This window comes from Burkholderia sp. R-40 (genome assembly GCF_049942845.1).
In the GTDB taxonomy this organism is placed as follows: Bacteria; Pseudomonadota; Gammaproteobacteria; order Burkholderiales; family Burkholderiaceae; genus Burkholderia; species Burkholderia ambifaria.
The window spans coordinates 3,127,147-3,145,134 of the sequence record NZ_CP187967.1 but is presented as its reverse complement, the minus strand read 5'-3'; the positions used below and the strand labels follow the sequence as shown (position 1 = coordinate 3,145,134).

General features: G+C 67.9%; 13 protein-coding genes. 6 read left to right on the top strand and 7 right to left on the bottom strand.

From position 1 onward, the window contains the following. The first annotated feature begins 105 nt into the window (after nt 1–105). From nagA to nagE, 4 genes are all read left to right on the top strand, one after another. Nucleotides 106–1,209 (top strand): N-acetylglucosamine-6-phosphate deacetylase, encoded by a 1,104-nt coding sequence (nagA, locus tag ACP26O_RS14530; RefSeq protein ID WP_006755180.1) that lies wholly within the window; start codon nt 106–108, stop codon nt 1,207–1,209. Next, nucleotides 1,202–2,209, top strand: a complete 1,008-nt coding sequence (locus ACP26O_RS14525) for an SIS domain-containing protein (protein WP_043175718.1) — start codon at nt 1,202–1,204, stop codon at nt 2,207–2,209. The genes nagA and ACP26O_RS14525 overlap by 8 nt, the downstream gene beginning before the upstream one ends. 15 nt (nt 2,210–2,224) lie before the next feature. Further along, on the top strand, nt 2,225–4,807 hold the full coding sequence (ptsP, locus tag ACP26O_RS14520; RefSeq protein WP_175665610.1) for a phosphoenolpyruvate--protein phosphotransferase: 2,583 nt from the start codon (nt 2,225–2,227) through the stop codon (nt 4,805–4,807). An 87-nt stretch (nt 4,808–4,894) separates the two neighbouring features. Then, nucleotides 4,895–6,658 (top strand): N-acetylglucosamine-specific PTS transporter subunit IIBC, encoded by a 1,764-nt coding sequence (nagE, locus tag ACP26O_RS14515; protein WP_175665609.1) that lies wholly within the window; start codon nt 4,895–4,897, stop codon nt 6,656–6,658. A 407-nt stretch (nt 6,659–7,065) separates the two neighbouring features. Here the strand turns inward: nagE and ACP26O_RS14510 are convergent, their stop codons facing one another. From ACP26O_RS14510 to rpoH, 6 genes are all read right to left on the bottom strand, one after another. Beyond that, nucleotides 7,066–9,549 (bottom strand): family 20 glycosylhydrolase, encoded by a 2,484-nt coding sequence (locus tag ACP26O_RS14510; RefSeq protein WP_175665608.1) that lies wholly within the window; start codon nt 9,547–9,549, stop codon nt 7,066–7,068. A gap of 587 nt (nt 9,550–10,136) precedes the next feature. Beyond that, the gene (cydX, locus tag ACP26O_RS14505) at nt 10,137–10,259 is read right to left on the bottom strand and encodes a cytochrome bd-I oxidase subunit CydX (protein ID WP_175665607.1); all 123 of its coding nucleotides are present in this window, start codon (nt 10,257–10,259) and stop codon (nt 10,137–10,139) included. 55 nt (nt 10,260–10,314) lie between these two features. Then, nucleotides 10,315–11,451 (bottom strand): cytochrome d ubiquinol oxidase subunit II, encoded by a 1,137-nt coding sequence (cydB, locus tag ACP26O_RS14500; RefSeq protein WP_006753297.1) that lies wholly within the window; start codon nt 11,449–11,451, stop codon nt 10,315–10,317. 31 nt (nt 11,452–11,482) lie between these two features. Further along, nucleotides 11,483–13,060 carry a cytochrome ubiquinol oxidase subunit I gene (locus ACP26O_RS14495; RefSeq protein ID WP_175662513.1) on the bottom strand — a complete coding sequence of 526 codons (1,578 nt, stop codon included), beginning with the start codon at nt 13,058–13,060 and terminating at the stop codon, nt 11,483–11,485. Then, nucleotides 13,050–13,328 (bottom strand): cytochrome oxidase putative small subunit CydP, encoded by a 279-nt coding sequence (gene cydP, locus ACP26O_RS14490; protein ID WP_012364745.1) that lies wholly within the window; start codon nt 13,326–13,328, stop codon nt 13,050–13,052. Before cydP ends, ACP26O_RS14495 begins: the two co-directional genes overlap by 11 nt. Nucleotides 13,329–13,667: 339 nt before the next feature. After that, nucleotides 13,668–14,603 carry an RNA polymerase sigma factor RpoH gene (gene rpoH / locus ACP26O_RS14485; RefSeq protein ID WP_175656262.1) on the bottom strand — a complete coding sequence of 312 codons (936 nt, stop codon included), beginning with the start codon at nt 14,601–14,603 and terminating at the stop codon, nt 13,668–13,670. A 360-nt stretch (nt 14,604–14,963) separates the two neighbouring features. On the opposite strand from rpoH, the gene ACP26O_RS14480 reads away from it, so the two are divergent. Beyond that, complete coding sequence (locus ACP26O_RS14480; RefSeq protein ID WP_011657983.1) at nt 14,964–15,533, top strand: acyloxyacyl hydrolase; 570 nt, start codon at nt 14,964–14,966, stop codon at nt 15,531–15,533. A 45-nt stretch (nt 15,534–15,578) separates the two neighbouring features. Further along, nucleotides 15,579–15,962 (top strand): nuclear transport factor 2 family protein, encoded by a 384-nt coding sequence (locus ACP26O_RS14475; RefSeq protein ID WP_011657982.1) that lies wholly within the window; start codon nt 15,579–15,581, stop codon nt 15,960–15,962. 142 nt (nt 15,963–16,104) lie between these two features. Here the strand turns inward: ACP26O_RS14475 and leuA are convergent, their stop codons facing one another. Further along, on the bottom strand, nt 16,105–17,751 hold the full coding sequence (gene leuA / locus ACP26O_RS14470; protein WP_175665606.1) for a 2-isopropylmalate synthase: 1,647 nt from the start codon (nt 17,749–17,751) through the stop codon (nt 16,105–16,107). Nucleotides 17,752–17,988: the final 237 nt, after the last annotated feature.

Sequence of the window (17,988 nt, the reverse complement as noted above, 5' to 3'; positions counted from 1 at the left end):
GCCCGCGCGCCGTGCGCACCGAACACGACGAAGCGCAACGAAGCGCAACGGATTTGCAAATCGCGACGCGGATGTCCGCGTCACCAGATCATCAAGAGAAACGTCATGCTGACTGGAAACATCCTTACCCCCGACGGCTGGATTCACGGTTCGCTCGACAGCGAGAACGGCCGCATCACCACGCTCGACGGCACGCCCGCCGATCCCGCGAAGAACGACGCGCCGTACATCCTGCCCGGTTTCATCGACCTGCACGTGCACGGCGGCGGCGGCGCCGACGTGATGGAAGGCGGCGACGCAATCGAGACGATCGCCCGCACGCATGCGCAGTTCGGCACGACGAGCCTGCTCGCGACGACGATGACCGCGCCGCGCGACGAACTCATGGAGGTCGTCGCCAATCTCGGCAGCGTCGCGCGCACCCGCACGCCGGGTGGCGCACGCGTGCTCGGCGTGCACCTCGAAGGGCCGTACATCAACCCCGGCAAGCTCGGCGCGCAGCCGGACGCGGCCGTGTCGGCCGTGCTCGACGAAGTGCTGAAGTACCTGTCGATCGCGCCGATCCGCGTCGTCACGCTCGCGCCGGAAATCGCCGGCCACATCGAGATCATCGGCGAGATGGCCGCGCGCGGCGTGCGCGTGCAACTCGGCCACTCGCTCGCGACCTACGACGACGCCGTCGCCGCGCTCAAGCACGGCGCATGCGGCTTCACGCACCTGTTCAACGCGATGTCGCCGCTGCATCACCGCAATCCGGGCCTCGTCGGCGCGGCGCTCGCGCATGCCGAGTACGCGGAAATCATCCCCGACCTGCTGCACGTGCACCCGGGCGCGATTCGTGCGGCGCTGCGCGCGATCCCGCGCCTGTACGTCGTGACCGACAGCACGTCCGCCACCGGCATGCCCGACGGCGAATACCGGCTCGGCAGCCAGCACGTGACGAAGTGCCTCGGCGGCGTGCGGCTCGCAGACGGCACGCTCGCCGGCAGCACGCTGACGATGGACCAGGCGCTGCGCAACCTCGTGTCGCTCGGCTTGCCGATCGCCGACGTGTCGAACCGGATGTCGCGCTATGCGGCCGACTACCTCGGCATCGCCGATCGCGGCCGCCTCCAGCGCGGCGCATGGGCCGACCTCGTCGTGTTCGATCGCGACCTGAACCTCACCGCGACCTACGTCGAAGGAGAATCGATTGTCGAATATGCTTAACGAAGCGCGCGAGTCCGCCCAGGTCGTCGCCGCGCAACTCGCCGACACCACGCGCGTCGAAGCGCTCGCCGGCCAATTGCTCGATCACCCGCCGGCCGTCGCGCTGACGGTCGCGCGCGGCAGCTCGGATCACGCCGCCAGCTATTTCGCGAGCCTGACGATGAGCCGCCTCGGCGTGCCCGTCGCGTCGCTGCCGATGTCGGTCGCGACGCTGCAGCAGGCGCCGCTGAAGGTGCAGGACCAGCTCGCGCTCGCGTTCTCCCAGTCGGGCAAGAGCCCCGATCTCGTCAACACGATGGCCGCGCTGCGCGAAGCCGGCGCGCGCACCGTCGCCGCTGTCAACGTGCTGCCGTCGCCGCTCGCCGACGCGTGCGAGCACCAGTTGCCGCTGCTGGCCGGCCCCGAGCTGTCGGTGGCCGCGACCAAGAGCTATATCGCGATGCTGTCGCTGTCCGCGCAGATCGTCGCGTACTGGCAGCGCGACGCCGCGCTGGTGACCGCGTTGCGCGGCCTGCCCGACGTGCTCGCGCAAGCTGGCCAGCTCGACTGGTCGCCGGCCGTCGCCGCGCTCGCCGACATCGAACGGATGATCGTGATCGGCCGCGGCCTCGGTCTTGCGATCGCGCAGGAAGCCGCGCTGAAACTGAAGGAAACCTCCGGCATCCAGGCCGAGGCGTTCTCGAGCGCCGAAGTCCGTCACGGCCCGATGGAGCTGATCGACCGCGACTATCCGCTGCTGGTGTTCGCGCCGCCGGGGCCCGAGCAGGCCGGCCTGCTGCAGCTCGCGCAGGACATGCGCGCACGCGGCGCCGCCGTGCTGCTCGCGGCGCCTGCCGGCACGCCCGGCGCGACCTTGCCGCTGGCGCAGTCCGCCCATTCGGCGCTCGACCCGATCGCCGCCATTCTTTCGTTCTACGTGATGGCGGCGGATCTCGCCGTCGCGCGCGGCCGCAATCCCGATACGCCGCGCCACCTGAACAAAGTCACCGAAACGCACTGATAGCCGAGACAGCCGATGAGACGCGCCGAGGAGTCCCAGTTGAAGAGTTCCACCCATGATCCGATCGTCCTGCATGCCCCGCTGACCGGGCCGATCGTCGCGCTGGCCGATGTGCCCGATCCGGTGTTCTCCGGCGGGATGTTCGGCGACGGCATCGGCATCGATCCGCTCGCGGGCCGGCTCGTCGCGCCGTGCGCCGGCGTCGTGTCGCATCTCGCGCGCACCGGCCATGCGTTGACCATCACGACGCCGCAGGGCGCGGAAGTGCTGCTGCACATCGGCATCGACACCGTCGAGCTGAACGGGCAGGGTTTCACCGCGCATGTCGAAGCCGGCGCGCGGGTCGCGGCGGGCGACCTGCTGATCGAGTTCGACCAGGACGCGGTCGCGCGCAGCGCGCATTCGCTGGTGTCGGTGATCGCGATCGCGAACTCCGACGCGTTCGAGGTCGTCGAGCGCGCGAGCGGTTTCGCGACCGCCGGCGAGACGCCGCTGCTGACGCTGCGCGGCAAGGGCGAAGCCGCCGCGCAGGCGGCGCAGGCCGGCGCCGCGGCGATGCAGGAAGTGCGCCGCGAGCTCGTGCTGACACAGCCGGGCGGCCTGCATGCACGCCCGGCCGCGCGGGCGCGCGAATCCGTGCGCGGCATCGACGCGACGGTCGACGTGCAGTTCGACGGCCGCAAGGCGTCGATCACGAGCGTCGTGGGCCTGCTCGGCCTCGGCGCCGGCGAAGGCGCGACGATCGAACTGATCGGCCGCGGCGCGCACGCGCAGCAAGCCGTCGAAGCGGTCGAACGTGAATTGCTGCGCGAAGCGCACGGCGAAGTCGAGGAGAAGCCGGCGCGGCTGCGTTCGCCCGCGCCGCAGATGGCCGTGCGCAATACCGGCGCGTCGCTCGACCCGAACACGCTCGCGGGCGTCTGCGCGGCGCCCGGCATCGCGGTCGGCACGCTCGTGCGTCTCGACGATGCGGACATCGTGCCGCCCGAACAGGCGTCCGGCACGCCCGCGTCGGAAAGCCGCCGGCTCGACCAGGCGCTGAAGGCGGTCGACGCCGAACTCGACGAAACGGTGCGCAACGCGTCGGCGCGCGGCGCGGTCGGCGAGGCGGGGATCTTCGCGGTGCATCGCGTGCTGCTCGAGGACCCGACGCTGGTCGACGCGGCGCGCGACCAGATCAGCCTCGGCAAGAGCGCGGGCTTCGCGTGGCGCGCGACGATCCGCGCGCAGATCGACACGCTGTCGAAGCTCGACGACACGCTGCTCGCCGAGCGCGCGGCCGACCTGCGCGACATCGAGAAGCGCGTGCTGCGCGCGCTCGGCCACACCAGCGGCGCGACGCGCACACTGCCCGACGAGGCCGTGCTCGCCGCCGAGGAATTCACGCCGTCGGACCTGTCGTCGCTCGATCGCCAGCGCGTGACCGCGCTCGTGATGGCGCGCGGCGGCGCGACGTCGCATGCGGCGATCATCGCGCGCCAGCTCGGCATTCCGGCGCTCGTCGCGGTCGGCGACGCACTGTACGCGATTCCGGACGGCACGCAGGTCGTCGTCGATGCGAGCGCGGGCCGTCTCGAACACGCACCGACCGCGCTCGACGTCGAGCGCGCGCGCCACGAACGCCAGCGTCTGGACGGCGTGCGCGAAGCGAACCGGCAGATGGCCGGCGCCGCAGCCGCGACCACCGACGGCCGCGCGATCGAGGTCGCCGCGAACATCGCGACGCTCGACGACGCGAACACCGCGGTCGACAACGGCGCGGACGCGATCGGCCTGCTGCGCACCGAGCTGATGTTCATCCATCGCCAGTCCGCGCCGAGCGCAGTCGAGCATCAGCAGAGCTACCAGTCGATCGTCGACGCGCTGCAGGGCCGCACCGCGATCATCCGCACGCTCGACGTCGGTGCCGACAAGGAAGTCGACTACCTGACGCTGCCGCCCGAACCGAACCCGGCGCTCGGCCTGCGCGGCATCCGCCTCGCGCAGGTGCGCCCCGACTTGCTCGACGATCAGCTGCAGGGCCTGCTCGCGGTGCGGCCGTTCGGCGCGGTGCGCATCCTGCTGCCGATGGTGACGGATGCCGGCGAACTCGTGCGGCTGCGCAAGCGCATCGACGAATTCGCGCGTGCGCAGGGCCGCACCGAGCCGATCGAGGTCGGCGTGATGATCGAGGTGCCGTCGGCGGCGCTGCTTGCCGACCAGCTCGCGCAGCACGCGGATTTCCTGTCGATCGGCACCAACGACCTCACGCAGTACACGCTCGCGATGGACCGCTGCCAGGCCGATCTGGCCGCGCAATCCGACGGCCTGCATCCGGCCGTGCTGCGCCTGATCGACATTGCGGTGCGCGGCGCGGCGAAGCACGGCAAGTGGGTTGGCGTGTGCGGCGCGCTGGGCGGCGATCCGCTCGCGGTGCCGATTCTCGTCGGCCTCGGCGTGACCGAACTGTCGGTGGATCCGGTGTCGGTGCCGGGCATCAAGGCGCGCGTGCGCCGTCTCGATTACCAGTTGTGTCGCCAGCGTGCGCAGGATCTGCTCGCACTCGACTCGGCACAGGCGGTAAGGGCAGCAAGCCGCGAGGTCTGGCCGCTCGACTGAACGTCGACGGCGGGCGCGCGACCCGTTTCACCACGAAAGCAATTCGTTCAACGACGATTAACGACGAGACATGGACTGGAGGACTGAATGGACGGGAATCCGTTTCTGAAGATACAGGGCCTGGGCCGGGCGCTGATGCTGCCGATCGCGGTGTTGCCGGTCGCCGGCATCCTGCTGCGGCTCGGGCAGCCGGATGTGTTCAACATCAAGATGATCGCCGACGCCGGCGGCGCGATCTTCGACAACCTGCCGCTCTTGTTCGCGATCGGCGTGGCGGTCGGGTTCGCGAAGGACAACAACGGCGTGGCGGCACTTGCGGGCGCGATCGGCTACCTGATCGAAACCGCGATCATGAAGGACATCGATCCCAAGCTGAACATGGGCGTGCTGTCCGGGATCATCGCGGGTGTGGTCGCGGGGCTGCTGTACAACCGCTACAAGGACATCAAGCTGCCGGACTACCTCGCGTTCTTCGGCGGCAAGCGGTTCGTGCCGATCATCACGGGGCTCGCGTGCGTGATACTCGGCATCGTGTTCGGCTACGTGTGGCAGCCGGTCCAGCATGCGATCGACGCGGCCGGCCAGTGGCTCACGACGGCGGGCGCGATCGGTGCGTTCGTGTTCGGCTTCCTGAACCGCCTGCTGCTCGTCACGGGCCTGCACCACATCATCAACTCGCTCGCGTGGTTCGTGTTCGGCAACTTCACGCCGCCGGCCGGCGGCGAGATCGTGCACGGCGACCTGCACCGCTTCTTCGCGGGCGATTCGACCGCGGGCACCTTCATGGCCGGCTTCTTCCCGATCATGATGTTCGGCCTGCCGGCCGCGTGTCTCGCGATGCTGCACGAAGCGCCGAAGGAGCGCCGCGCGATGGTCGGCGGCCTGCTGTTCTCGATGGCGCTCACGTCGTTCCTGACCGGCGTGACCGAGCCGATCGAATTCAGCTTCATGTTCCTCGCGCCGGTGCTGTACGTGATCCACGCGGTGCTCACCGGGCTGTCGCTCGCGATCTGCCAGCTGCTCGGCGTGAAGCTCGGCTTCACGTTCTCGGCCGGCGCGATCGACTACGTGCTGAACTACGGGCTGTCGACGAAGGGCTGGATCGCGATTCCGCTCGGCATCGCGTACGGTGTCGCGTACTACGGGCTGTTCCGCTTCTTCATCCGCAAGTTCAACATGGCGACGCCCGGCCGCGAGCCGGCCTCGGCCGATGCGGCGACCGAGTCGTTCGCGTCGGGCGGTTTCGTCGCGCCGGCTGCCGGTGCCGCGGCGGCCGCGCCGCGTGCGCTGCGCTACATCGCCGCGCTCGGCGGGGCGGGCAACCTGACGGTCGTCGACGCATGCACGACGCGCCTGCGCCTGAGCGTCGTCGATCCGGAGAAGGTGTCGGAGCCTGAATTGAAGTCGATCGGCGCGCGCGGCGTGCTCAAGCGCGGCGGCAACAGCGTGCAGGTGATCATCGGGCCCGAGGCCGACATCATTGCCGACGAGATGCGCTCGGCGATCGGCAGCGGCGCAAGCGGCGCCGCGGCGCCGGCCACGGCCGCGGCCGCGCAGCCGGTCACGGGCGCGGCGGCCGGCCCGCTCGATCCCGATCCGCTGCGCTGGCTCGCGGTGTTCGGCGGCGCGACCAACGTCGCAACGCTCGACGCGATCGCGACCACGCGTCTGCGTGTCGTCGTGCGCGACGCATCGGCGGTCGATCGGGATCGCCTCGGTGCACTCGATGTCGCATGGGTGTCGCCGGACACGTTCCATATCGTCTGCGGCAACGCGGCGGCACGCTACGCCGAACAGCTCGGCGCACGTCTGCCGTCGACGGGCGGCGGCGCGGCCGCGCAACCGGCCTGATGCGCTGAGGGCGGCCCGGTCCGCCGGGTCGCAGGGCAGCAAAACGAAAACGGCTTGCGATGCGTCGCAAGCCGTTTTTCATTGGTGGGGGCGTATGGGCGATGCGTTCGTCTGCATCGCGCATCGCGCATCGCTTAGCCGGTCAGTCGCTCAGCCGCTTAGCCGCTCAGCGGCTCGAACACTCGATCCCTCGACCGCTCGTCGACTGATCGGCCGCTCAGCCGGTCAGCCGCTCAGCCGCTCAGCGGTCGGCGGTCGGCGGTCAGCGGTCGGCGGTCAGCGGTCAGCGGTCGGCGGTCGGCGGTCGGCGGTCAGCCGGTCAGCCGGTCAGCCGGTCAGCCGCTCAGCCGCTCAGCCGCTCGACCGCTCGACCGCTCGACCGCTCGACCGCACAGCCGCTCGACCATTCACGGGTTCGTCACCGTGAAAGTCGGCTTCCGATAGCCAATGCCGGCACGGTCGAGCTTCGGCAATTCGCGCTGCGTGACCAGCGTCGCGAAACCGGCCCAGTCGCGCTGCAGCGCGGCCGTGTCGACGCGGTGCGTGTCGCCGCGCTTGTAGCGCACGCCGGCCGTGTACGGCAGCTCCCAGTCGGCGCGGTGCCACGCGCGTTCGGCGAGCGCGAGCAGGCGCGGATACACCATGTACTCGAGGAACGTGTCGTTGCGCATCACCTCGCCCCAGGCCTGCCCCTGAATACCTTCGATGCGCGGCGCGGGGCCCGTGCCGGTCACCTCGAACGCGTTGCCGTCGCGATCGCCCATCACTTCGGCGTTCTGCGGCAGGTTCTCCGGCGCGAGCGAGAACACCTTGTACTCGTCGGTTGCCTGCGAGCCCCAGTAATAGCCGCGCTCGCGCGGGTTCAGCGTGTACGGGAAGTCGAAGTACAGGTAATCGGGCAGCGCCAGCACCGTCTGGTAGCCCTTGCCGCTGAGGTCGCGCGCGCTGTCGGATGCGCCCCAGAAGATCGTGTCCCACAGCGACACCATCACATGCCGCGTGCTGAAGTCCTGCGGCCCGTTCGCATGCTTGATGCCGTCCTGCCACGCGGCCATCGTGCCGATCCCGTTCGCGTCGACCGCCGCGCTCACCTGTTTCGCGAAGCGCGTCGGCAGCTCGTCGATCGACTTGATCTCGCCGCGCTGGAGCAGCGCCGTGCACGCGGGCGAGCGCGCCCACGGCTTGTCCTGCGCGGCGAGGTCGATGCGCCCCTTGTTCGGATCGGTGCCGTTCAACGGCTGGAAGCCGCCGCCGAGCAGGATGTTCTTCGCTTCGTCGCCGCCGTAGTGCCAGATGCGCAGCGGCGCCTGCGCGTCCGCATGCATCGCCGCGATCTCGCGGATCACCTTCGACGCGAAGTTGAGCGCGCCCGGCACGCACGGGTTCAGGTCGCTGCGCCGGTCGTAGAACTGCACCGTCGTCAGGTTCGACGTGTCCTGCGGATCGAGCAGCCGGTACGCGTTCGCGTCCTGATCGCGGCCGGCCGCATGCAGCCGGCGGTAGCGCGCCTCCATCGACACGACGGCCGCGCGCGCGTGCGCGGGCATGTCGATTTCGGGAATCACGTCGATGAAGCGGTCGGCCGCATAGCGCACGAGCGCGACGTAGTCGGCGCGCGTCAGGTAGCCGCCGCCCGAGCGATTGTCGGGTCCGGAGCCGAGTTGCGGCAGCAGGCAGCGCGTCTCGCTCGGATCGTGGCAGCGGCGCGCACCGATGTCGGTCAGCTCGGGCAGGCCGGGAATCTCGATGCGCCAGCCTTCGTCGTCCGACAGGTGCAGGTGCAGGCGATTGAGCTTGTACGCACTCATCTGGTCGATCAGGCGGCGCAGCGTCGCCGGCTGCTTGAAGTTGCGCGCGAGATCGACGTGCATCCCGCGATGCGTGAAGCGCGGCGCATCCTCGATGAGCAGCGCCGGGACCGTGCCGCCGCCGGCCGGCGCAAGCGAGAACAGCGTCTGCACGCCGTAGTAGAGGCCGGCGCGATCGTAGCCTTCGATGAGGACGCCGCGCGGCCCGATCGCGAGCCGGTAGCCGCCCGGCGTCGCGATGTCGGCCGGCAGCCGACGCGGTGCGACCGCGCCGAGCACCGGCACGCGTGCGCCGTCGAGGCCGAGCGTCGTCGCGCGCTCGCGCAGCGCCGCGACCTGCGCGTCGGGCAGGCCGGCCAGCAAGAGCTCGACGCCGCGCAGATCGAGCGCGCCGGGCAGCGGGTGCTCGCGCTTCACGCTCGGCAGCGCGCGGCTCGCGTCGGGCCGCGCGGCGACGGCCGGCGCGTTGCCCGTCGAGTTGTTCTGCGCGTCGGCCGGCAGCGATTCGACGTAGCGAAGCTCGTTGTCAGTGTCGTTGTAGCGGAGCACCGCGGGCGATGCGCCGTCGACGACGACGTACGGCCGCGGAATCACGTCGCTGTAGCGCCGCACCCAGTATTCGGCGACGAACGGCAGCTCGATGCGTTCGCCGGGCGCGAGCCGTACCGATCCCGGCTGCGGCGTCAGCTCGTACAGGTCGCCGGTGAGCCGGCGCAGCGCGAAGCCCGGACGGTCGATTCGCAGCAGGCGGCGGATGCTGTGCAGGTAGAGCTTCCAGCCGCCGTCGGCGATCGGCTGGTGGCCGCGGTTCTGCAGAAAGAGGCGGCCCGTCGCGCAGGCCGCGCCGTCGGCGCCGAGGTCCGCACACGGCACGCCGGCCGCGGCTGCGTGGTTGTTGTCCACGGACACGCGCAACGCGAGGCCGTTCGACAGCAATGCCGCGAGATCGGCCGGCTGCATGGCCGCCCGGGCGGTGCCGGCGATCGCGCCGGCGGCGGTTTGCACCGGCGCGGCGCAGGTCGCGGCCGGCAACAGCGCCGCGATCAGCAAGCCGGTCAGCAGGGAGGGCAACGTGCTCTTCATTCGAACTCCTGAGAAAAAAGGGGGGCGTCGCGGCGTCGTGGGACGACGTCGCCGCGGTCGGGTCTTTCAACGGAGCTGCGGGGACACCTGCGCCCGGCGCGAGGCGGTCGCGCCGGACGTATTCGGCACGCGAGTCGCGTGCGTTACGGAACGGGAGGCGGGCACGCGTGCCGATCCGATCGGCGAGGGCACGTCGGCGCGTTCATTGGGAAGGGGTGGCAGAGGCGGCGGCGTCGATGCGCACGTCGCCGGTGGTATCGGGGTGGTCGTGCGCGACGGCAACGGCGAGCGCCGTCACCCGGCAAGCAGCCGCCGCACGCAAGCGGCGACGCGACGCGCAGGCGCGCGCCCCACACGGGATTCGCATGTCTCCCCCACTCAAATGGATTCGGCCTGTTGGCGGCCGCGTCCAACGATCATATGAAACCTTTTATTGGTATTCAAGTGGTATCAATCTGGCGCTAAATTGGGATCGACCGGCCGCGCTCGCCCCCAAGTGTCCGGACGAAAAAAAACCTCGCATGAAGCGAGGTTCGTTCCGGATGCAGCGGCGGCGGCGCGGCGAGGTGCGCCGCCGCCGCGCTGCGTCAGTCGTGCCGTGCGCGCACCGGCGCTTCCTGCGGCTTCTGCCGCGCTTCGAGCCACATCGCGTTGACGATGCCGAACGACAGCGCGACGCCGATACCGAGAATCCAGCTGAAATACCACATGGTCCGACTCCTTGCGAAACGGTGGGCGAGGGCGCGTGCGCGCCCCCGGCCGGGTTCAATACATCGAGTGTTCGTTCTCTTCGAGCGTCTGGCGCGTGACCTTGCCGCGCATCACGCGATAGACCCAGCTCGTATAGAGCAGGACGATCGGCAGGAACACGATCACCGCGAACAGCATCACCTGCAGCGTCATGTGGCTCGACGTCGAATCCCACACGGTCAGGCTGCTGCGCGGGTCGAGCGACGACGGCATGATGAACGGGAACATCGAGAAGCCCGCGGTCAGGATCACGCCGGTGATCATCAGGCCGGTGCAGAAGAACGCCGTCTTTTCCTGCCTGGAGCCGGCGAGCAGGAGCGCGAGCAGGCCGCCCGCGATCCCGACCAGCGGCGCCGCCATCATCCACGGATACTCGCCGTAGTTCGCGAGCCACAGGCCCGAGCCGGCGGCCACATCCTTCAGCAGCGGGTTCGCGACCGTGTCGTTCGGCGCGGCGTGCGTGATGTGGAAGCCGCCGATCGTCGACGCGACCAGCACCCCGGCCAGCACGAACAGCACGACCGCCAGCAGCGCCGACACGCGCAGCGCGATCGACGCGCGGCGCGCGATCACGCCGTCGGTCTTCATCTTGATGAACGCGGCGCCGTGCGCGACGAGCATCGTGAGGCTGACGAGCCCGCAGAGCAGCGCGAACGGGTTCAGCAGCGCCCAGAAGCCGCCGTAGTAGGTCACGCGCAGGTCGCTGTCGAACTTGAACGGCACGCCCTGCAGCAGGTTGCCGAACGCGACGCCGAACACCAGCGCCGGCACGAAGCCGCCGACGAACAGGCCCCAGTCCCAGCCCGCGCGCCAGCGCGGGTCGGGCCGCTTGCTGCGATAGTCGAAGCCGACCGGCCGGAAGAACAGCGCGAACAGCACGAGCAGCATCGCGAAGTAGAAGCCGGAGAACGACGCGGCGTAGACGAGCGGCCACGCGGCGAACATCGCGCCGCCGGCCGTGATCAGCCACACCTGGTTGCCTTCCCACGTCGCGCCGACCGTGTTGACGATGATGCGGCGCTCGTCGTCGGTCTTGCCGAGGAACGGCAGCAGCGCGGTGGCGCCCATGTCGAAGCCGTCGGTGACGGCGAAGCCGATCAGCAGCACGCCGACGAGCAGCCACCAGATCAGCTTGAGAGTTGCATAGTCCATAGCGATTCCTTGTTCCGTTGCGGGTGCGTGCTCAAACCGTGGCACGCTCGCCGGCGGCGATTTCGTGGTGATAGCGGCCGGTATGCAGCGACGACGGGCCGAGGCGCGCGTACTTGAACATCAGCTTGATCTCGATGACGAACAGCGCGGTGTAGAACAGGATGAAGCCAGCGAGACTCAGGTACAGGTCGCTCGGCTGCAGGCTCGACGCCGACAGATGCGTCGGCAGCACGCCGGCGATCGTCCACGGCTGGCGGCCGAGCTCGGCGACGATCCAGCCGAATTCGATCGCGATCCACGGCAGCGGAATCGCCCACACCGCGTAGCGGAGGAACCAGCGGCGGTTGTCCTGCAGCAGCTCGCGGCGCGCGCAGAACCAGAACGCGGCAACGAACGTCGCGACGAACAGGAAGCCCAGGGCCACCATGATCCGGAACGAGAAGAACACGGGCGCGACGGGCGGGATCGTCTTCTTCGCGGCGGCCTTGATCTGCTCGGGCGTCGCGTCCGTCACGTTCGGCGTGAACTGCTTGAGCATCAGCCCGTAGCCGAGATACTGCTTGTGCTGGTCGAACAACGCGCGGGTCGCGTCGCTCGTGTCGCCCTGCTTGATCTTCTGCAGCGCGCCGTACGCGAGCATCCCGCTCTGGATGTGCTCCTCGCTGCGCTTCGCGAGCTCGCGCAGGCCGATCACCGGCTCGTCGATCGAGCGCGTCGCGATCAGGCCGAGCGCGTACGGGATCTTGATCGCATAGTCGGTGCGCTGCGCTTCCTGGTTCGGAATCCCGATCAGCGTGAACGACGCGGGCGCCGGCTGCGTTTCCCATTCGGATTCGATCGCGGCGAGCTTCATCTTCTGCACTTCGCCGGTCGTATAGCCCGATTCGTCGCCGAGCACGATCACGCACAGCGTCGCCGCGAGGCCGAAGCCGGCCGCGACCGCGAACGAGCGCAGCGCGAAGTCGACGTCGCGCTTCTTCAGCAGGTACCACGACGACACGCCGAGCACGAACATCGCCGCCGACACGTAGCCGGCCGACACGGTGTGCACGAACTTCACCTGCGCGACCGGGTTGAACAGCACGTCGAACAGGCTCGTCATCTCCATGCGCATCGTCTGGTAGTTGAACGCCGCGCCCACCGGGTTGTTCATCCAGCCGTTCGCGACGAGAATCCACAGCGCCGACAGGTTCGAGCCCAGCGCGACGAGGAACGTGACCATCAGGTGCTTGATCTTCGACAGGCGGTTCCAGCCGAAGAAGAACAGGCCGACGAACGTCGATTCGAGGAAGAACGCCATCAGGCCTTCCACCGCGAGCGGCACGCCGAAGATGTCGCCGACGTAGTGCGAGTAGTACGACCAGTTCGTGCCGAACTGGAATTCGAGCGTGATGCCGGTCGTCACGCCCATCGCGAAGTTGATCCCGAACAGCTTGCCCCAGAACTGGGTCATGTCCTTGTAGACCTGCTTGCCCGTCATCACGTAGACGGCTTCCATGATGACGAGCAGCCAGGACAGGCCGAGCGTCAGCGGCACGAACAGGAAGTGGTAGAGCGCCGTGATGCCGAACTGTAGACGTGACAGATCGACGACTTCGCTACTTATCATGGTGGTCTCCCTCGGTAGATGCAGGAGCCGGCACCGAGAGCAGCTTCTCGGCGACGACGGCAGGCGGCAGCGACATGTGCTCGGCCTGCGGATGATTGAAGAATGCGTATTTGAGCGACATCAGGAGGATCAGCTTGACGATCAGCACCAGCGTGATGTCGCGCATGAGGGTCGGGCCGCGCGCCCACGCGGCGATGCGCGCGCGCCAGCCGATCGTGCCGGCGGCCTGCGGGGGAGGCGGCGCAGGCTCTTTGTTGATCGAGATCAAGGCGATTATCCTGAATCGATTTACGTGGGTTTTGGGGCGACTTTACGTCGGATTTATGACGGCACTTAAGCTGTTTTAATCCTTTTAAGCCGACATGCCAATTTTAAAACGCCGGCTTTCCGCTGCCGAGTGCCGCGCTGCGGCAGACCGTCGCGAATCGCGGGTCAAAACTTGAGGTAGATCAACGGTATGCGGATGGGGCGGGAAACCGGCCGATAGCCGGTCAATAACGTCGATTAATTAGCGCGGCGACGCGCGAGACGACAGACAAACGACAGACGAAAAAAAACCGCTGCCGGTCGGGCAGCGGTTTTGGGTGAAGCGTGCTGAATCGCGGATTTATGCGTATTCGGCGAGGGCGGTGCGCATCTTCTTCATGGCGCTCGCTTCGATCTGGCGGATGCGTTCCGCCGACACGCCGAATTCGGCCGCGAGATCGTGCAGCGTCGAGCCGCCCGAGCCGTCGTCGTCGACGTTCAGCCAGCGCGCCTCGATGATCCGGCGGCTGCGTGCGTCGAGCGCCTCGAGCGCCTGCGCGATGCCGTCCGTCTGCAGCATGTCGCGCTGACGCGCGGCGAGCACGGCGCTCGGCTCGTTGTGCGAATCGGCCAGGTAGGCGATCGGCGCATACGACTCCTCGCCGTCGTCCACTTGCCCCTCGAGCGCGATGTCGCCGCCCGACAGGCGCGTTTCCATCTCGGTGACGTCTTCGCGCTTGACGTTGAGCTCTTGCGCGAGGCCGTCGATTTCCTCGGGCGTCATCGCCTGCATGCTCTTCTTGTGGCTGCGCAGGTTGAAGAACAGCTTGCGCTGCGCCTTCGTCGTCGCGACCTTCACCATCCGCCAGTTGCGCAGGATGTACTCGTGGATCTCGGCCTTGATCCAGTGGATCGCGTACGACACCAGGCGCACGTTTTGCGTCGGGTCGAAACGCTTCACCGCCTTCATCAGGCCGATGTTGCCTTCCTGGATCAGGTCGCCGTGCGGCAGGCCGTAGCCGAGATAGTTGCGCGCGATCGACACGACGAGCCGCAGGTGCGACAGGACGAGGCGGCGGGCCGAGTCGAGGTTGTTGTCTTCGCGGAATTCGGTCGCATAGCGGCGTTCTTCCTCGGCGGTCAGCAGCGGGATCCGGTTGACGGCCTGGATATACGCGTCGATGTTGCCAAGCTGGCCTGGCAACATCGATTGAGTTGCGAGCGCCAGCGAGCCTGCCGATGCGGCCTTGGCCGGCGTCGGGCTCAGGGTGTTCGGAAGGGTCAGGGCGTGGCTCACTAAAAAACTCCTTTGGAATCAGGGACAAACCCCTGGTCTCGGATGAGATTCCGGGGCCCATCTTAGCACTCCCGGAATCCGAGTGCTAATCCTTAGAGGGCGCGTGGGCATCCGAGTTCCCGGTTTTTCTATCGAACTTGTCGAGTCGATAGTCTAATTTGCGACTAGGGGTACGGGGAGAAGTTCCGTAAACCGTTGTTTCTGATGGTAATCAGTAGACGTTTTCGATTTTTGTAGTTTTGGAAGCAAACAATTTCGCTTCGTGATGCCGATCCGAAAAGTCCTTTACCATACCATTCAGTTCGCTCGGGCCGGCCGCTGCGGCAAGGCTCCATTCAACCCGCAAAGTTGGAGTGTCAGATGAACAATAAGAAGAATCGCCGGTCCCCTCGCCGGCTTGCGCTGGATGCGCTGCTGGCGGCATCGCTGCTGGGCGGATCGGGGGCCGCGTTCGCGGACCGCTGGGGAATCCAGGCGGGCGGCGGTTTTTCCGATCGCCACGGGATCGACAAGGCCGATCTCGCGGTGGTGTGGGATCCGGGCTGGAACTGGTGGGAAATCGGCGGCTGGCACTTCACGTTCGTGATGGAGGGCCACGCCGGCTACTGGCATACGGGCGGCAACGTTCACGCCAATATCGGGGAGTTCGGCGCGACGCCGATGTTCCGTTTCATCAAGAGCGCGGGCCAGGTTCGCCCGTTCATCGAGGCCGGCGCCGGCATCCGCTTCCTCACCCATCCGACGATCTCGAACGATCTGTCGTTGTCGACCTCCTTCCAGTTCGCGGATGTGGTCGGCGTCGGCGCGCAGTTCGGAGAACGCCAACAGTATCAGCTCGGTTACCGTTTTCAACATGTGTCTAACGCGGGTATCAAAGAGCCGAATCCTGGTATAAATTTCCACCAGTTCTACGTGCAGTACAACTTCTGATCCGCACGCCCGCGCACGGCGGGCGCGTTGCCGAGGAGTCAGGCGATGACGAAGGTGGTCGATGCGATTCGCGCACTCGAGCGCGATCGGTTCCGGGCGATGGTCGACGGCGATGGCGAGGCGCTTGACGCGCAATTGTCGGACAAGGTGTTCTTCGTGCACACCAACGGCAAACGCGAAACCAAGCAGCAGTTCATCGACGCAATCGTCGCCGGCCGCCGCCGCTATCGCCAGATCGAAATCCAGTCGCAGGATCTGCTGACCCTCGGCGACGCCACGTGCGTCGTCACCGGGCGCGCGCTGATCGAGATGGAAACGAACAACGGCGGGCTGGTGTTTCCGATCGCCTATACGGCCGTCCACACCCACGAGCAGGGCCACTGGCGCCTGCTGGCGTGGCAGGCGACGCGGTGCGCGACCGAGACATGAGCGCGCGTGGCGCTCCTTTTCATGTCCCCACCGAAGCGGCCTCCTGGGCCGCTTTTTATTGGCCCGTGCGACGCGGATCGCGCGGCGCACGAGCGGTCACGCCCGCTCCCTGACGTTCGAACCCTGAAGTGAAACCCGCTGCTCAGGCCGCCGCGCGTCGATCGGCGCAGTGCCAGGCCGAGCGGTTGATCGCGCTGACGACCGCGTCGAGCGCGGCGCTCGCCGCGTCGGCGTGCACCCCGACGCCATGCCGCAGCGGCGCATCGCCGATCCGGCAGCCGACCGATACCGCGATCCTGCCGTCCGTCGTGCGCGCGTGTTCGCACGACGCGACATCGATCGTCGCGCCGGCCGCCGTCGCGAAGGCCGCGACCATCCGCCGCACGGCATCTTCGGGCGTCGCGTCGGCCGGCGGCGCGGCCGCGATGTCGCGGTTCTGCCAGCGCGCGGCGTCGCCGTGGCGCGCGGCCGGGCCGGCGGTCTCGAAGAATTCGCGGGCGAACAGCGCGCAGATCGCATCGCCGGTCACTTCCTCGCCGGACGCGTCGGCGAGCGTCTGCACCGCGTGGCTGAATTCGATTTGCACGCGGCGCGTCGGCGTGAAGCCCATCCCGCGCTCGAGCAGGAACGTCGCGCCGCCCTTGCCGGACTGGCTGTTCACGCGGATCACCGCGTCATAGCTGCGGCCGAGGTCGGCCGGGTCGATCGGCAGGTACGGCACTTCCCACACCGCGTCGGGCCGCTGTTGCGCGAAACCCTTGCGGATCGCGTCCTGGTGCGAGCCGGAGAATGCTGTGAACACGAGGTCGCCCGCGTACGGATGGCGCGGATGCACGGGGATCTGGTTGCAGCGCTCGACCACGCGCCGCACCGCGTCGATGTCGGAGAAATCGAGGCCCGGGTCGATGCCCTGCGTATAGAGGTTCAGCGCGAGCGTGACGAGATCGACGTTGCCGGTGCGCTCGCCGTTGCCGAACAGGCAGCCCTCGATGCGATCGGCGCCCGCGAGCAGCGCGAGTTCGGCGGCCGCGACCGCGGTGCCGCGATCGTTGTGTGGATGCACGGACAGCACGATGCTGTCGCGATACGCGAGATTGCGGTCCATCCACTCGATCTGGTCGGCGAACACGTTCGGGCTCGCGGCTTCGACGGTCGCCGGCAGGTTGACGATCATCTTGTGATCGCGGGTCGGCCGCCAGGCCTGCGCGACCGCGTCGCACACTTCGCGCGCGAACGTCAGTTCGGTCATGCTGAAGGTTTCCGGCGAGTACTGGTAGGTCCAGTGTGTGTCCGGGCGGGCCGCCGCATGTTCCTTGATGAGCCGCGTGCCGTCGACCGCGAGTGCCTTCACGTCGTCCTTCGACATCCCGAACACGATGCGGCGGAACGACGGGCAGATCGCGTTGTACAGGTGCACGATCGCGCGCGGCACGCCTTCGAGCGCGTCGAAGGTGCGCGCGATCAGGTCTTCGCGCGACTGCACGAGCACTTCGATCGTCACGTCGTCGGGGATGCGCTTGTCGTCGATCAGCTTGCGCACGAAATCGAAGTCGGTTTGCGACGCCGACGGAAAACCGACTTCGATTTCCTTGAAACCGATCGCAACCAGCATGTCGAAGAATTCCAGCTTCTGCTCGATGCTCATCGGCTCGATCAGCGACTGGTTGCCGTCGCGCAGGTCGGTGCTCATCCAGACCGGCGCACGCTCGATGGTGCGGGTCGGCCAGCGGCGGCCATTGAGGCGGACGGGTTCGAACGGACGGTACTTGTCTTGCGGGTTGCGCTTCATCTTCGGGACCTCGGGTCTCAAGTCGCGAGCGAAGACGGGCGGCAGGAGCGACGGTTGGCGCTGCCTCGCACCGTGGCGCGGGAAACGCGCCGCGGATGCGGATGATCTTCGCGAATCGACCGACGGATAGACGGACGAATGCTGACGACTTCGGGTTGTAAAAACTGCGAGAAGGGTGCTGCGAGGAACTGCTGGAGGGACCGTGCGGACAGCACACGGCGCTACGAGAGCCTTAGG

Bases quoted from the DNA above. Each gene is read 5' to 3' on its own strand.
- ptsP (WP_175665610.1), top strand. From the start codon at position 2,225: ATGAGACGCGCCGAGGAGTCCCAGTTGAAGAGTTCCACCCATGATCCG.
- leuA (WP_175665606.1), bottom strand. From the start codon at position 17,751: ATGAAGCGCAACCCGCAAGACAAGTACCGTCCGTTCGAACCCGTCCGC.
- ACP26O_RS14510 (WP_175665608.1), bottom strand. From the start codon at position 9,549: ATGAAGAGCACGTTGCCCTCCCTGCTGACCGGCTTGCTGATCGCGGCG.
- cydB (WP_006753297.1), bottom strand. From the start codon at position 11,451: ATGGACTATGCAACTCTCAAGCTGATCTGGTGGCTGCTCGTCGGCGTG.
- ACP26O_RS14475 (WP_011657982.1), top strand. From the start codon at position 15,579: ATGACGAAGGTGGTCGATGCGATTCGCGCACTCGAGCGCGATCGGTTC.
- cydX (WP_175665607.1), bottom strand. From the start codon at position 10,259: ATGTGGTATTTCAGCTGGATTCTCGGTATCGGCGTCGCGCTGTCGTTC.
- ACP26O_RS14480 (WP_011657983.1), top strand. From the start codon at position 14,964: ATGAACAATAAGAAGAATCGCCGGTCCCCTCGCCGGCTTGCGCTGGAT.
- ACP26O_RS14495 (WP_175662513.1), bottom strand. From the start codon at position 13,060: ATGATAAGTAGCGAAGTCGTCGATCTGTCACGTCTACAGTTCGGCATC.
- nagE (WP_175665609.1), top strand. From the start codon at position 4,895: ATGGACGGGAATCCGTTTCTGAAGATACAGGGCCTGGGCCGGGCGCTG.
- nagA (WP_006755180.1), top strand. From the start codon at position 106: ATGCTGACTGGAAACATCCTTACCCCCGACGGCTGGATTCACGGTTCG.
- ACP26O_RS14525 (WP_043175718.1), top strand. From the start codon at position 1,202: ATGCTTAACGAAGCGCGCGAGTCCGCCCAGGTCGTCGCCGCGCAACTC.